General features: G+C 69.8%; 12 protein-coding genes and 1 pseudogene. 6 read left to right on the forward strand and 7 right to left on the reverse strand.

Features of this window, described 5'->3' with window-relative positions:
• Positions 1 to 31: 31 nt before the first annotated feature.
• The 4 genes from ACZ69M_RS25690 to ACZ69M_RS25705 all read left to right on the forward strand — a co-directional run bounded on the left by ACZ69M_RS25690 (position 32) and on the right by ACZ69M_RS25705 (position 3,816).
• Positions 32 to 1,258, forward strand: a complete 1,227-nt coding sequence (locus ACZ69M_RS25690) for a bifunctional glycosyltransferase family 2/GtrA family protein (RefSeq protein ID WP_470053862.1) — start codon at positions 32 to 34, stop codon at positions 1,256 to 1,258.
• A complete protein-coding gene (locus ACZ69M_RS25695; RefSeq protein WP_470053266.1) occupies positions 1,255 to 2,652 on the forward strand; it encodes a hypothetical protein in 1,398 nt (465 codons plus the stop codon). The genes ACZ69M_RS25690 and ACZ69M_RS25695 overlap by 4 nt, the downstream gene beginning before the upstream one ends.
• A gap of 95 nt (positions 2,653 to 2,747) precedes the next feature.
• Complete coding sequence (locus ACZ69M_RS25700) at positions 2,748 to 2,954, forward strand: Lrp/AsnC ligand binding domain-containing protein (RefSeq protein WP_470053864.1); 207 nt, start codon at positions 2,748 to 2,750, stop codon at positions 2,952 to 2,954.
• A 142-nt stretch (positions 2,955 to 3,096) separates the two neighbouring features.
• Positions 3,097 to 3,816, forward strand: coding sequence for a GntR family transcriptional regulator (locus tag ACZ69M_RS25705; protein ID WP_352048894.1), 720 nt, complete (start codon positions 3,097 to 3,099; stop codon positions 3,814 to 3,816).
• A gap of 25 nt (positions 3,817 to 3,841) precedes the next feature.
• Here the strand turns inward: ACZ69M_RS25705 and ACZ69M_RS25710 are convergent, their stop codons facing one another.
• The 7 genes from ACZ69M_RS25710 to ACZ69M_RS25740 all read right to left on the reverse strand — a co-directional run bounded on the left by ACZ69M_RS25710 (position 3,842) and on the right by ACZ69M_RS25740 (position 11,034).
• Complete coding sequence (locus ACZ69M_RS25710) at positions 3,842 to 4,702, reverse strand: amidohydrolase family protein (protein ID WP_470053269.1); 861 nt, start codon at positions 4,700 to 4,702, stop codon at positions 3,842 to 3,844.
• A gap of 62 nt (positions 4,703 to 4,764) precedes the next feature.
• Complete coding sequence (locus ACZ69M_RS25715; protein WP_470053271.1) at positions 4,765 to 5,088, reverse strand: L-rhamnose mutarotase; 324 nt, start codon at positions 5,086 to 5,088, stop codon at positions 4,765 to 4,767.
• The gene (locus ACZ69M_RS25720) at positions 5,085 to 6,635 is read right to left on the reverse strand and encodes a sugar ABC transporter ATP-binding protein (protein WP_470053273.1); all 1,551 of its coding nucleotides are present in this window, start codon (positions 6,633 to 6,635) and stop codon (positions 5,085 to 5,087) included. The genes ACZ69M_RS25715 and ACZ69M_RS25720 overlap by 4 nt, the downstream gene beginning before the upstream one ends.
• The gene (locus ACZ69M_RS25725) at positions 6,632 to 7,699 is read right to left on the reverse strand and encodes an ABC transporter permease (protein ID WP_470053275.1); all 1,068 of its coding nucleotides are present in this window, start codon (positions 7,697 to 7,699) and stop codon (positions 6,632 to 6,634) included. Before ACZ69M_RS25725 ends, ACZ69M_RS25720 begins: the two co-directional genes overlap by 4 nt.
• The gene (locus ACZ69M_RS25730) at positions 7,696 to 8,778 is read right to left on the reverse strand and encodes an ABC transporter permease (protein WP_470053277.1); all 1,083 of its coding nucleotides are present in this window, start codon (positions 8,776 to 8,778) and stop codon (positions 7,696 to 7,698) included. The genes ACZ69M_RS25725 and ACZ69M_RS25730 overlap by 4 nt, the downstream gene beginning before the upstream one ends.
• A gap of 42 nt (positions 8,779 to 8,820) precedes the next feature.
• The gene (locus ACZ69M_RS25735) at positions 8,821 to 9,909 is read right to left on the reverse strand and encodes a mandelate racemase/muconate lactonizing enzyme family protein (RefSeq protein WP_470053279.1); all 1,089 of its coding nucleotides are present in this window, start codon (positions 9,907 to 9,909) and stop codon (positions 8,821 to 8,823) included.
• Between the two features lie 36 nt (positions 9,910 to 9,945).
• Positions 9,946 to 11,034: a sugar ABC transporter substrate-binding protein gene (locus tag ACZ69M_RS25740; RefSeq protein WP_470053281.1), complete on the reverse strand. Its 1,089-nt coding sequence runs from the start codon at positions 11,032 to 11,034 to the stop codon at positions 9,946 to 9,948.
• Positions 11,035 to 11,981: 947 nt separating this feature from the next.
• Between ACZ69M_RS25740 and ACZ69M_RS25745 the strand changes: the two are divergent.
• Together ACZ69M_RS25745 and ACZ69M_RS25750 are read left to right on the forward strand one after the other, a co-directional pair.
• Positions 11,982 to 12,723, forward strand: a pseudogene (locus ACZ69M_RS25745) (hypothetical protein); the annotation flags it as partial.
• Between the two features lie 114 nt (positions 12,724 to 12,837).
• Positions 12,838 to 13,980, forward strand: a complete 1,143-nt coding sequence (locus ACZ69M_RS25750; RefSeq protein WP_470053283.1) for a glycoside hydrolase family 19 protein — start codon at positions 12,838 to 12,840, stop codon at positions 13,978 to 13,980.
• Positions 13,981 to 13,990 lie beyond the last annotated feature (10 nt).

The following is a 13,990-nucleotide window of genomic DNA, read 5'->3' on the forward strand; positions in this document are numbered from 1 at the left end:
CGCCCCGATGAACCTCGCGACGGGACTCCCCATGGACCGACTGCCGCTCCGCCTGCCACTGCCGGCGGACCACCCGGAACCCGTACTGGACGTGGTCGTCCCCGTGTTCAACGAGGAGACGGACCTGGAGCCGAGCGTGCGGCGGCTGCACGCGCATCTGCGTGAGACGTTCCCGTACCCGTTCCGCATCACCGTCGCCGACAACGCCAGCACCGACGACACCCCGCGGATCGCGGCCCGGCTGGCAGCCGAACTGCCGGAGGCCGAGTGGATACGGCTGGCCGAGAAGGGGCGCGGCCGTGCCCTGCGCGTCGCCTGGTCGCGCTCACGGGCCCCGGTACTGGCCTACCTGGACGTGGACCTGTCCACCGAACTGAACGCGCTGCTCCCACTGGTCGCCCCGTTGATCTCCGGCCACTCCGACATAGCCATCGGCACCCGTCTGGCCCGCGGCTCCCGGGTGATACGCGGTCCCAAACGGGAGATCATCTCCCGTTGCTACAACGTCCTGCTGCGTTCCACCCTCGCCGTCGGCTTCTCCGACGCGCAGTGCGGCTTCAAAGCGGTCCGGCGCGACGTCGCCGAGCGGCTGCTGCCCCTGGTGGAGGACTCGGAGTGGTTCTTCGACACCGAACTGCTGGTGATCGCCGAGCGGGCCGGGCTACGCATCCACGAGGTGCCCGTCGACTGGGTGGACGACCCCGACAGCCGCGTCGATCTGGTCTCGACGGCCCTGGCCGACCTGCGCGGCATCGTCAGGATCGGCAGGGCGCTCGCCCGTGGCACGCTCCCGACGGCGGGGCTGCGGCGCGCCACCGGAGGTGATCCGCCGGGCCCACTGGCCGGCCAGTTGCTGCGCTTCGGCGCCGTCGGCGTGGTGAGCACGGTCGGGTACGTCCTCCTCTACTCGGCCCTGCGCCCGATGACGGGGGCCCAGAGCGCCAACGCGTGGGCGCTGCTGGTCTGCGCCGTCGCGAACACCGCCGCGAACCGGCGGCTCACCTTCGGGCAGCGCGGGCGGGGCGGAGCGCTGCGGCAGCAGGCCAAGGGTCTCGTGGTCTTCGGCCTCGGTCTGGCGCTCACCAGCGGCTCGCTCGCCGCGCTGCACCGCTGGGCACCGGGGCCCGCGCGGCCCACGGAAGTCGCGGTGCTCGTCATCGCCAACCTGGTCGCGACACTGCTGCGCTTCCTGCTCCTGCGGGCCTGGGTGTTCACCGCCGCCCACCGCGGCAACGGAACAGGAGCCGAGTCCCGATGAACGACCCGAGCCTCGCGAACGCTCCGTCGTACGAGGGCAACAGGCCGCACGCCGAAGGCCGTTCGCCCGCCACGGAACCGCCGTACGACACCGGCGTGCCCACGATCCCGTCCCCCTCCCTCACCTCCCTCACCTCGACCGCCCGCCGGCGGTGGGCGCGACTGTGCCGGGCGGCCGAGCACCACGGTCCGGTGCTCGCGCTGTACGGTGCGCTGAAGCTCATCGGCTTCTGCGTCTTCATGTACCTGCTGGACTCCTCCGGGGACTTCCGCAAGAAGGACCCCCGCTTCGGCGGCGGCGCCCACACCTGGGACGTCCTGGCCAGCTGGGACGGCTGGTGGTACCAGCAGATCGCCGCGCACGGTTACCACCCCGCGCTCGTCCCGGTACCCGGGGCGGGCGGCCTGATCACCATCGAGGGCAACTCCGCAGCGTTCTTCCCGCTGTACCCCGCCCTGATGCGGCTGGTGTCCTCGTGCACCGGCCTGGGTCTGTTCGGCGCCGGCCTGCTGGTCTCGGTCACCGCCTCGTTCGTCGCCGCCCTGGCGATCCACGCCGTCACCGCACGGATCGGCGGACGGCGGGCCGGGCTCGCCGCGGCCGGCCTCTGGGCCGTGTGGCCCGGCTCCGGCATGGAGTGGTCGGGCTACTCGGAGTCCCTCTACGTCGCCCTCGCAGCCTGGGCCTGCTACGCCGTCATGCGCCACCACTGGATCACCGCGGGCATCCTGACCTGCGCCACGGGTCTCACGCGTCCGACGGCCACCGCGCTGATCGCGGCGCTCACCGTCGCGGCGCTGGTGGCCGTACACCGGCAATGGCGGGAGGTCCGCCGCTGGGGGGACGCGCCCGGCCCGGACGGGACGAGGCGTCGGGTCAAGTTCCTGCGCCCGCTGGTCGCCGTGGCGATCGCCCCCCTCGGCCTGTTCGGCTACCTCGGCTGGGTGGGATACCGGATGGGCGACTACAGCGGGTACTTCAAGCTCCAGGAAGGCGCCTGGGCCCACACGTTCGACTACGGCAAGCACAGCCTCGACGTGTTCACGTCCCTCCCGGTGGGCCACTTCGACTACCTCTTCGCCTACCCCTTCGAAGACCTCATCGGCGTAGGCACGGTCCTGCTGGCCCTGATCGTCCTGCCTCTGCTGCTCCGGCTCCGCCCGCCGGCGGTCCTCGTCGTCCACACCCTCCTGACGATCGCGCTCGTCCTGGGAAGCCAGCAGATCTTCGGCAACATCTCCCGCTACCTTCTGCCGGCCTTCCCCCTGTTCATCCCGTGCGCCGTCGCCATGCGGCGGCTCAGCACGCCGGTGCTGTGCACCGTCCTCGGAATCGCCGCGCTCGCCTCCGGCTCCTACGCGGGGTACGCCCTGTTCGAACTCGGCGTTCCATAAACGCCAGCGGTGCTCAGCGATCGTGATCCGGTGCGGGTGCCGAGCAGCACCCAGGCGAGGGCGGCCCGCGCCGGCGTCGGACGGGGCTGCTCGACATCCCGGAAGTCGTCGAAGTTCACTGCACGACCGGCGACGCGGACCTGCTCGCGCACGTCGTCGCCCAGAACACCAGCGACCTGCACCGCGTCACGAAAGCGATTCTCGCGATCGACGGCGTCGCCCGCTCCAGCACCGTCATCTCACTCGCCGAGATCATCCCGTACCGGCCCCACGCGCTGCTGCGCCGCGAAGCCGGCTCCTGAACCCACTCTCGCCATGTACGACAAGCACCGCTGCCACTCGGTGTGCCGAGGAGCCCGAGTAGAGTCACGCGGCCCGAACGGTACGGCCACACGTCGCTAAACTGCTGGTGGCCGCAGCACACTGAGCAACGAGGAGAGCCGGATGCCGGCGCACGACCCGTCCGTCTCCGCCGACGCGGCCGGGGTGAGTGAGCCGTCCACGCCGCCGGTCCGACAGGCCTTGTCCGACAGTGTCTACGAGGACATCAAGGCCAAGGTCATGGACCACGAGATCGCCCCGGGCGCACGCGTCGGTATCGAAGCCCTGGCGCGTACGCTCAACGTCTCACCGACACCCGTGCGCGAGGCGCTGGCCAGGCTGGAGGCCGACGGACTGGTCGTCAAACGATCGCTCTCCGGGTACCGGGCGACCAAGTTGCTGACCCGGCAGGGAGTGGAGGAGCTGTTCGAGATGCGGCTGCTCCTGGAGCCGCGCGCCGCGGCGCTGGCCGCCCACAACGCCGACGAAGGTCAACTCGACGCCATCGAGGCGACGTTGGAGGCCATGCAGGCCCACTCCGGCCCCACCACCGGGCCGTACGCCTCCTACCGCGACTTCGCGGCCCTCGACCAGCGTTTCCACGACGCCGTCGCGGAAGCCGCCCATCGCCCACTGCTCGCGGACGCGGTCGAGCGGCTCCACGCGCACCTGCACGTCTTCCGGCTCAGCAGCGTGCAGGACGCCGGAGATCCGACCCTGAACGAGCACGACCGAATCCTGCGCGCGATCCTCCGCCGCAGGGCCGAACATGCCGCCGAGGCGATGACCGAGCATCTGACGCGCAGCCTGGAGCGCCAGCTGAGTCGCTTCGATCAGAAGTGACCGGCGCGGCCGCGCTCCCGCGTGGTCATCCGGCGTCTGAGCTCGTCATCCGGTAGACGCGCCGGGCGGTGCCGGCCCACACCTCGGCCCGCTCGTCCGGCCCCAGTCCCGCCGTGAGCTCCCGAACCCCGCGGACGACCTCGTCGTAGCCCGCGGCGAGGGTGCTCACCGGCCAGTCCGAGCCGAACATCAGCCGCTGGGGTCCGAAGGCGTCGATCACGGTCTCGGCGTACGGTCTGAGATCGTCGACCGTCCACGACGCCCAGTCGGCCTCGGTCACCATTCCGGAGAGCTTGCACACCGTGTTGGGCAGCGCGGCCAGCTGCCGCAAGTGGCCCTCCCACGGCTTCCGTTCCCCGGACGCGATCGGTGGCTTGCCGAGGTGGTCCAGGACGAAGGTGAGACCCGGCACGGCGGCTGCCGCCCGCGCCGCCGAGGGCAACTGGTGCGGCAGCACGACCAGGTCGTGGACGAGTCCGGCCGCGCCGACGGCACCCAGGCCCCTCAGTACCTCCGGCCGGGTCAGCCAGTCGGGGTCGGGTTCTGACTGGACCTGGTGACGGATGCCGCGTAGGAAGCCGCCACCGGGCAGGGACCGCAGGCGGTCCAGTGCCTCGGAGACGTCCGGCGCCGTCAGGTCGGTCCACCCGACGACCGCTTCGATCACGTCGCTCTCCGCGGCCAGGGCCAGGAATTCCGGCGTCTCCTCGGCGACGTTGACGGTTTCCACCAGCACTGTGGCCGTCACCCCGGACGCCCGGATCTCGGCCTCGAGGTCCGCCAGGAGGAAGGAGCGCCGCAACGGGGCGAGCCGCGGGCCGGAGATCCACTTCTGGTCTCGTACGGAGAGATCCCACAGGTGATGGTGGGCGTCCACGATGGTCACGGCACATTCCCTTCCGGCGCGGGCACATCGCCGGGCAGCAGCCCGGTGAGGTCGTCAGAGTCCTACTCCATGAGGAACACCTGCTCCATGGAGGCCCACCACTCGCCGGGCTCCGCCTCATCCACGGGTGTCTGGCACGGCGCGGTGCGCCGCCACCATTCCCAGGTGGCCGGGTCGGCCGCCATCAGGGCGAGGTCCGCCGCCAAGTCGTCGCCGTGGTACTCGAAGTAGCCGAACAGCCGGTCGCCGAGGAGGTGGATCGAGTAGTTGGTGATGTGGCAGGCCCGCAGCCGGTCGAGGACCGGCCCGGGCACGTCACGGTGCAGCTCGCGGTACTCGTCCGCCTTGTCGGGCAGGACATGGATCACCTGCGCGACGCGCCTCATGCGGCGCCGCTCTTCCGGGGCGCGGTCACAGCAGAGTGCGCGCGGTCGTGGATGATCCGGATGATCTTGCCGCTCATGCGGCCGTAGTCGTGGTCGTTGTCCAGCTCGCCACGGATACGGTGATCGGCCATGACGAGGACCCGGTCGGCCAGCGTGATCATTTCCGTCAGGTCGCTGCTGATCAGCAGAATGGGCAGACCGCCCCGGGCGAGTTCCCAGATCAGCTCATGGAAGGCGTGCTTGGTGCGAACGTCCACCCCGACGGTCGGCTCGTCGACGATCAGCAGCCGTGTGTCGGCCGCAAGCCATTTGGCCAGGCTCACCTTCTGCTGGTTGCCGCCGGAGAGTTCACCGGCGTTCTGCTCGGTGCCGGAGACACGGATGCCGATCCGGTCGACGAGATCCTGGGCCACTTCCTTCTCCCGGCGGGACGAGATGTCGCCCAGGAACCGGCCGATCCTCTTCCACACCGTCACGGTGATGTTCCGGGCGATGGGCTGCTCCAGGAAGACGCCTTCCTCCTTCCGGTTCTCCGTCAGATAGCCGATCCCGTACGTGTGGAGGGCCTCGCGCGGAGAGCCGATCCGCACCTTGCTGCCGTACACGCTGATCTCGCCGCCCGTCACCCGGTCCAGGCCGAGCACGGCCTTGACCAGCTCGCTGCGGCCGGCGCCGACCAGGCCGTACAGGCCGACGATTTCTCCCGGTCGGACGTCGAGACTGATGTCCCGGTGGCCTGACGCGGTGGACAGCCTGGAGAGGGAGAGCGCCGGTTGGACCGTGGTGTCGACCGAGCGCTCGGGCATGTCCGCCACCGAGTGGGCACGGCCGACCATCAGGGTGACCACGTCGTCCTGGGCGTAATCGGCCAGGGGTTCCGACTCGAGCACCGAGCGCCCGTCGCGCAGGACGGTGACGGTGTCGCAGAGGGCGAAGACCTCCTCCAGTTTGTGGCTGACGAAGACCACGCAGGTGCCCCGGGTCGTGAGCCGGCGGACGACGTCGAAGAGGCGTTCCGCCTCCTGCGGGGACAGGGAAGCGGTGGGCTCGTCGAGCAGGAGCACCTCGCTCTCGGTGTACAGGGCCTTGGCGATCTCCACCAACTGCTGCTGGGCCACGGACAGTTCCCGCACCGGCCGGTGCGGGTCGAGGTCCAGGCCGAGCTCGGCCAGGCAGCGCTCGGCGGGAGCGGTCATCGCCGCACGGTCGAGCAGGCCCCGGCTCGAGGGCGGGCTCTGCAGGGTGATGTTCTCCGCGACCGAGAAGCCGGGGATCAGGTTGCGTTCCTGGTGGACCACACCGATGCCGGCCCGGTTGGCCTCCAGCGGGGAGCGCGGGTGGATCTCCTCGCCCCGCCGGAGCAGTCGGCCGCCGTCGGGCGGATGAACGCCGGTGATCACCTTGATCAGCGTGGACTTGCCCGCCCCGTTCTCCCCCAACAGGGCGTGTACGGAACCGCCGGTCAGCTTCAGGTCCACGCCGTCGAGGGCGCGTACCCCGGGGAAGACCTTGACGATGTCCTCGCAATCCAGCAGGACGTCGTTCATCGGGCACCTCCCGTGGCCGGCAGGGCGGCGGCCGGCTGAACCTCGCCCTCCGGTGGTGTGCGGCCGGGCGCTCTGCCCTTCTTCTCCAGGTGCGTCTGGTGGATGCGGCCGCCGACGACCGTGCCGAGAACGACGAGGCCGATGAGGAAGTTCACCCAGCTCGGATCGAGGGAGAACTGGGCACGGGCGGTGTCGATGAGCCGCATGACGAAGGCGGCGAGCACGGTGCCCAGGACGGCCACGGAACCGCCGGTCAGCGCGACGCCGCCGATGATCGGGGCGGCGAAGCTGGGCAGCAGCCAGTCGCCGCCGACACTGCGGTTGACGCCGGGCAGCGAGGCGGTGGCCAGGGCTGCGGCGACACCGACGAGCAGTGCGGACAGGGAGTGCGCGACCACGATCTGGCGGTCGGTGGAGATGCCCGACAGCCGTGCCGCGAGGGGGTTGCCGCCGGCCGCGAGCAGCCGCCGCCCGGGGACGGTGCGGTACATGAACGCGGCGAGGAGCCCCGCTGCGGCGAGCGCGGTGAGGAACACGAGGGGGATGTTCAGGGGCGCGGAGCGGCCGAGGTCGCGCAGCGTGGCGGAGTACCCGTCGATGGTGCGGGTGCCGGAGAGCCGGTACTGCGCCCCGAGCAGGATGGTCATCGTGCCGAGGGTGACGATGAAGCCGTTGATGCGGGTGGCGACGATGAACACGCCCGTCAGCAGGCCGATCAGCGTGGCGGTGAGGACACCGATCAGTACGGCGGGGAGAGCGGGCACCCCGTGGTCGGCCATCAGCACGCCCATCAGGCAGGCGGTGAACCCGCCCAGGGCGCCGACGGCGAGATTGAGCTGTCCGACGCACAGGGCCACCATCTGGGCCAGGCCGATCAGGACGGGTGTGGCGAGGTACTGCAGGAACGTGCGGAGGGAGGACCCTTCGAAGAAGGAGCCGGACGAGGTGATGCCGAGGGCCACGTAGCCGGCTACGACCACGCACAGCAGGGTCATCGTCGTGGACCGGGAGAAGCGTCGCAGCGCCGGCACGGCCGCGACCGACATGTCGCGGAGCGTCGTCATGTGGAGCGCACCACCTTGCGATAGGACACGACGGTGCGTACCCGGTCCGCGGACAGAGCCAGCAGCAGTACGCAGCCGAGGTAGATGTTGAGACTCTCCAGGCCCACCCCGAGCAGGTCGAGCCCCTTGCGGATCACGCCGACCAAGGATGTGCCGAGCAGGGCGCCGATGACGGAGACGACACCGCCCGTGAGCAGGGTGCCGCCGAGCACCGCGCCGAGGAACGACGGGAGCATGAAGTCGCCGCCGATCGAGGCACGGAACGTACCGGTACCGACGGCCGCCATGAAGCCGGCCAGGGCGGCAAGCAGCCCGGACAGCGCGTGCGCCAGGACGATCCTGCGCCCGGTGGGAATGCCCGACAGTTCCGCGGCGGCCGGGTTGGCGCCGGTCAGCAGCAGCTCCCGGCCCATGCGGGTACGGGCGTAGAGGAAGCCGAGGCCGGCGAGGGCCAGCACGGTGAACTGGGCCAGCTGCGGGATGGCCGGTGAGCCGCATACGGGGCCGACGCAGATGTCCGCCAGCGAGTAGGAGCGCAGCTGTGCCAGTCCGTCGGGCCGCGTGGTGAACGCGGCGTTGTCGGTGAGGGCGGAGTAGAGCAGGGAGACCAGCCCCAGCAGGGCGAAGTCCATGGCCAGCGTCACGACGAACGAGTTCACGCCGGTGCGGGCGATGATCCAGCCGGTCAGGGCCCCGACGGCGCAGCCGGCCGCCAGGCACAGCAGCAGGCCCAGCGGCAGCGGCAGCCCGAGCCGGTCGTATCCGTACCCGGCTGCGAAGGCGCCGAACGCGGCCATGCGTCCCACGGCGAGGTTCATGTGCCCGACGGAGAGCACGACCATCTGCGCAAGTGCCACCACGGTCAGCGTCGAGATATCCCTGAACAGCGGGAAAAGCACCAGCCGCGCGTCGAAGAAGGCTGGGCGCAGTACGCCGAACAACGCGGCGAGCGCGACGACAAGCACGAGCAGCCCCAGCCGCTGGTTCACCCAGAATGGGAGTCGGTGGGTCGGGCGAGCCCCGTCCGTGGGACTGGGACGTTGCGTCGCGCTGTCGGTCTCGGTGACGGCCGTTTTCATGCGACCCTCCGGTCGTCTTTCATGCGACCCTCCGGTGGTCTTTCATGCGACCCTCCGGTCGTCGATCGCGTCCATGTCCCAGTCGATGCCGATGCCGGGCTCGTCCGGCGCCACGGCACGGCCGTCGCGCAGCACCAGTTCGGTCCGCGTCACCGCGCGCAGCTGCGGTATGTACTCCACATACGCGCCGTTGCTCACCGCGGCGACGAGGCTGACGTGCAGTTCCATCAGGAAGTGCGGGCAGACCTGGACGTTGAAGGTCTCCGCGAGGTGGGCGACCTTCAGCCACGGCGTGATACCACCGACGCGGGCGACGTCGGCCTGCACCACGGAGGCGCCGCCGGCCTCCAGGTAGGAACGGAACTGCATGGGCGAGTACATCGACTCGCCGACGGCGATCGGGACCCTGGTCGAGCGGGCGAGCCGGGCATGGCCGCTGATGTCGTCCGCGGGCATGGGTTCCTCGAGCCAGTACGGGTCGTGGGGTTCGAGGGCCGCGGCGAGTTGCACGGCCGAGGACAGCGACTGCGACTGGTTCGCGTCCGTCATGATGTGCAGCGCGGTGCCGACCGCCTCGCGGACGGCACCGAGGCGCTCCGCGTCCTCGGCGACGTGCGGCTTGCCGACCTTGATCTTGACGCCGGAGAACTGCGCCTTCTTCGCCGCGAGCGCGGACGTGACCAGGTCCTCGGTGCCGAGGTGGAGCCATCCGCCCTCGGTGTCGTAGACGGGGATCTCTTGGCGGTGGCCGCCGGCCAGCCGCCACAGCGGCTCGCCCGCGCGCCTGCAGCGCAGGTCCCACAGGGCCGTGTCGACAGCGGCGAGCGCCAGCGAGGTGATGGCTCCGGTGGTCGTGGCGCGCGTGTGGGCGAACAGGGACTTCCAGAGCCCCTCCACGTTGCGCGCGTCCTGGCCGGTGAGGAGCGGCAACAGGTGGTCCCGCAGCAACGCCAGTACCGAACTCCCCCCGGTGCCGATCGTGTAGGCGTAGCCGGTTCCCACGAGCCCGTCGGCCGTGGTGAGCGTGACGAGAACGGTCTCCTGCTTGACGAAGGACTGCACCGCGTCGGTGCGGTCGGTCTCCACATCGATGTCGGCCAGCAGGGCCGTTGCGTTGGTGATGATGGTCATGCGCGTGTGCCGCCTTCCGTGGTCCGTGCGGGGCGGTCAGCCGCAGGAGAGGAACTCGTCGGCGAACTGCTTCTTCAGCTCGACGGTCTTGGCCTTGCGTGCACTGTCGTAGTCGGAGACGTTCTCCTTCGTGACCACGAAGGAACCCGAGTCGATGATCTGGCCGGGGTGCTTCATCGTGCACTGCTTGGTCTGCAGCAGGGACAGCACCCAGATGCCGATCTCCGCCTGGCCGACCGGGTTCTGTACGACGGTCGCGGTCACGGAGCCGTTCCTGATCGAGGAGAGGATCTTGGCGTCGTCGTCGATGGCAACGACCTTGGCCTTCGAACCGGACTCCTGCACGGCCTCGGCGGCGGCGACCGCCGGGTTGTAGGCGGTGGAGACGATGCCCTGGATCTGGTCGCCCTTGGCGGCGAGCAGGTCGGAGACGGCCTTCTGCGCGGTCTGGAGGTCGGTGTCGATGTCGGTGATCGTCTGCAGCAGCGTGACCTTGCCGCCCGTCTCCGCCACGGCCTTCCCCACCCCCTTCTTGCGCAACTGGGTGTTGGCGTCGACGTTGTTGCCTGTCAGGTGGACGAGCGTGCCCTTGCCGCCCATTGCCTTGATGGCGGCCTGCGCGGCCTTGTATGCGGCGAGTTCGACGTCGGTGGAGAGGCAGAAGTCCGCCTCGTTCGTGCCGCCCGCCGGACAGGAGGCCAGCGACGCGACGGCGAAGCCCTGGGACTTGAGGTCGGCGAAGGTGGTGTTGATGTCGGTCGGGGAGACTCCGAAGATGCCGAAGGCGTTGTAGCCACGGGCGGCGAGCGTCGAGAGCAGGTTGTTCTGCTTCTGCTGGTCCCACTCGGCGGTCTCGTCGAAGGTGACGCCCCCCAGCCCGAGCGTCTGCTTCGCGTTCGCGCCGGCCTGCTTCCAGGGCTGGAAGTAGGGGTGGGCGCCGCCCGGAACCAGCGCGACCTTCGTCCCGGAACCATCGGCCAGCTCGGCCGTCCCGCTGCCGGCCCGCGCGGTGGCGGCACCCGCGGCGCCCGGCTCATCCGAGTTCTTGATGGTGCAGGCCGTTGCGGCGGTGGCCAGAAGTACGAGCGTGACGGCGGCTGACGCGGCGGTTCTGCGACGACTCATGGCAAGTGCCCCACTCAAAATCAGATAGGATTTCGCTGCCGCGAGCCTGGGGGAGCCATGCTCGTCACGTCAAGGTCTGCGCCGGGATTGAGTGGCCCGGATTTTGTGCCGCGAGTTGGTTTCGCGACGTCAGATTCCAGGCAACACCTTTTACAAGCAGGATCGTTGTCGGAATGCATGGCGAACTGAAGGAGTACGCACAGGCTCGGGATCATCCGGTTCGGCTGTCCGGAACCCGAGCACTCCCCGTCAGCGAGCTCTGAAAAATCCTATAGAGAAAGCGCCACGCCCCGTGCCGGTGCCGGTATGGACGGGGAGAGCGATGCGATGTCGGTGGACGCTGATGAGTTCCGGGGGCCCGATGCCCCCGCCGCCCGGCAGTGGAGGAACTGTTCGCGATGCGGCTGCTGTTGGAGCCGTCGGCGGCGGCCCTGGCCGGCGAGTGCGCCGATGCTGTCGAGGTGGACACTTCTCACCACGGCGGGAGAGCACCCGCACGCCCGCCTGCAGCACTTCCGGCTCAACTCCACCATCGGCGACTCCGACAACCGGTTCGGCCGGCAACTGGGCATGCGTATCCCCGCACGGGAGTGGGGCCTGGCCGGAAGCTACAACTGGCTTCCCTCACCGCTTACTTCACCTCTTGACGAAAGTGGTCCATACCTTTAGGTTCACGGGTCAGCCAGGCACCGTGGGACGCACTCACCGTTCATGAGGTGAACGCAGCCTCGGTTGTTCATCCCCCCACGAAGGACCCGCTGCGCTCATGCCCAGACCTCTCCCCGCGGCTGTCTCCCTCCCCGCGCTCTCCCTCGCCACCGGCCTCGCCGGCAAGTGTTTCGACGTCGCCGACTCCGCCGACGGTACGGCCGTCCGGCTCGGACTGGTTCCAGGGCGATGCCACCCAGAACCTCTGGCGCGGCGCCGAGAACCTCTCGGGCAACCCGCCGAGAGGCAGCGGCCGTTGGGCGGTCTCGCGGGCGACGCCCTACCGCCGGGTGCACCTACGCGGCGACCCCGCCCTGGACGACGGCGGCTGGTCCAGCGGCGGCTGCCTCGCCGACAGCAAGGTCGACGGGCAGGTCAACTCCGGCAGCCGGCAGCAGTGACTATCCAACTCCACGGCGACCAGCCGGGCGGGCGGCCCCTCCGGCGGCTCACTCTCGCTGGACACCTTCTACGTCGTGAAGCCGGGCGCGACCGCGTCCCGGATCAACGCCGCGCTCGCCGCCGGCAGAACCTGCTCGTCACCCCGGGCGTTTACCACCTGGATCAGACCCCGCAGGTCAACCGCGCCGACGCCGTCGTTCTCGGCCTGGGTCTCGCCACCTTCGTCCCGGACAACGGCATCACCGCGATAAAGGTGGCCGACGTCGGCGGCGTGAAGGTCGCGGGCCTGCTGTTCGACGCGGGCACCACCAACTCGCCAGCGGCCACGTCACCATGTACGGCCTGTTCGTCGAGCACTTCCAGAAGTACCGGACCGTCTGGAACGGCAACGGCGGCCGCACGTACTTCCTCCAGGACGAGATGCCCTACGACCCACCGAACCAGGCCGCCTGGATGAACGGCTCCACGCAGGGCTACACCGCCTACACCGCCCACAAGGTCGCCGACGCCGTCATCGACAACACCGGAAGCCCCTCCAACTCCTCTACCAGTGTGGCCGATCTGACGACCTATCCGTAGGGCGTCCGCCTCACCCGAAGACGCAAGCTCCGTCGTCGGCCAGCCCGCCACGCCGCCTCGCGGTGGGTGGTGGGACGGCCGTCCACCCCAACACACCAAGGAGCGTCCTCAGCCATGTCCCTCTCCCACCGCAGACAGTCCGCCACCAGACGCAGCCTCGTCGGCCGGTTCGCGGTTCTCGCCGTTCTCTCCGCTGTCCTCACCGCGCTGTTCACCGTGGCGCCGGCCCAGGCCGCCGACGGCTCGATCTCCGGGCTCGCCGGCAAGTGCGTCGACGTGGCGGGTGCCAACAGCGCCAACGGCACCGCCGTACAGCTCTACGACTGCAACGGAACCAACGCCCAGACCTGGTCCAACTCCGGCGACGGAACGCTGCGCGCGCTGGGCAAGTGTCTGGACGTCGTCGACCGCGGCACCGGCGACGGGTCCGCCGTACAACTGTGGGACTGCTCGGGCGGCGCCAACCAGCAATGGGTGGTCACCGCGGCGCACGACATCGTCAATCCGGCCGCGAACAAGTGCCTGGACGTCACCGGCAACAACTCCGCCAACGGCACCCGGCTGCAGATCTGGACCTGCACCGGCGCGGCGAACCAGAAGTGGAACGCGCCCGCGAGCGGAGGTGGCGGCACGCCGTCCGGATTCGTCGTCAGCGAGACGCAGTTCAACCAGATGTTCCCGAACCGGAACTCGTTCTACACCTACAGCGGCCTGACCGCCGCGCTGAGTGCCTACCCGGGCTTCGCGAACACCGGCAGCGACACGGTGAAGAAGCAGGAGGCGGCCGCCTTCCTCGCCAACGTCAGCCACGAGACCGGTGGCCTGGTCTACGTCGTCGAGCAGAACACCGCCAACTACCCCACGTACTGCGACTGGAGCCAGTCCTACGGCTGCCCGGCCGGCCAGGCCGCCTATTACGGGCGCGGCCCGATCCAGCTCAGCTGGAACTTCAACTACAAGGCCGCGGGCGACGCGCTCGGCATCGACCTGCTCAACAACCCCTGGCTGGTGCAGAACGACGCGGCCGTGGCCTGGAAGACCGGCCTGTGGTACTGGAACACCCAGTCCGGCCCCGGCACCATGACCCCGCACAACGCCATGGTCAACGGCGCCGGCTTCGGCCAGACCATCCGCTCCATCAACGGCTCCCTCGAGTGCGACGGCAGGAACCCGGCCCAGGTACAGAGCCGCGTCGACGCCTACAACCGGTTCACCTCGATCCTCGGCGTCAGCCCCGGCAGCAACCTCTACTGCTGACGCCCGCCGC

This window comes from Streptomyces sp. NPDC107454, assembly GCF_055582885.1.

Excerpts from the sequence above, each read along its gene's own strand:
- ACZ69M_RS25715 (WP_470053271.1), bottom strand. The coding sequence starts at position 5,088 with ATGAGGCGCGTCGCGCAGGTGATCCATGTCCTGCCCGACAAGGCGGAC.
- ACZ69M_RS25690 (WP_470053862.1), top strand. The coding sequence starts at position 32 with ATGGACCGACTGCCGCTCCGCCTGCCACTGCCGGCGGACCACCCGGAA.
- ACZ69M_RS25725 (WP_470053275.1), bottom strand. The coding sequence starts at position 7,699 with ATGACGACGCTCCGCGACATGTCGGTCGCGGCCGTGCCGGCGCTGCGA.
- ACZ69M_RS25740 (WP_470053281.1), bottom strand. The coding sequence starts at position 11,034 with ATGAGTCGTCGCAGAACCGCCGCGTCAGCCGCCGTCACGCTCGTACTT.
- ACZ69M_RS25735 (WP_470053279.1), bottom strand. The coding sequence starts at position 9,909 with ATGACCATCATCACCAACGCAACGGCCCTGCTGGCCGACATCGATGTG.
- ACZ69M_RS25695 (WP_470053266.1), top strand. The coding sequence starts at position 1,255 with ATGAACGACCCGAGCCTCGCGAACGCTCCGTCGTACGAGGGCAACAGG.
- ACZ69M_RS25730 (WP_470053277.1), bottom strand. The coding sequence starts at position 8,778 with ATGAAAACGGCCGTCACCGAGACCGACAGCGCGACGCAACGTCCCAGT.
- ACZ69M_RS25720 (WP_470053273.1), bottom strand. The coding sequence starts at position 6,635 with ATGAACGACGTCCTGCTGGATTGCGAGGACATCGTCAAGGTCTTCCCC.
- ACZ69M_RS25750 (WP_470053283.1), top strand. The coding sequence starts at position 12,838 with ATGTCCCTCTCCCACCGCAGACAGTCCGCCACCAGACGCAGCCTCGTC.
- ACZ69M_RS25705 (WP_352048894.1), top strand. The coding sequence starts at position 3,097 with ATGCCGGCGCACGACCCGTCCGTCTCCGCCGACGCGGCCGGGGTGAGT.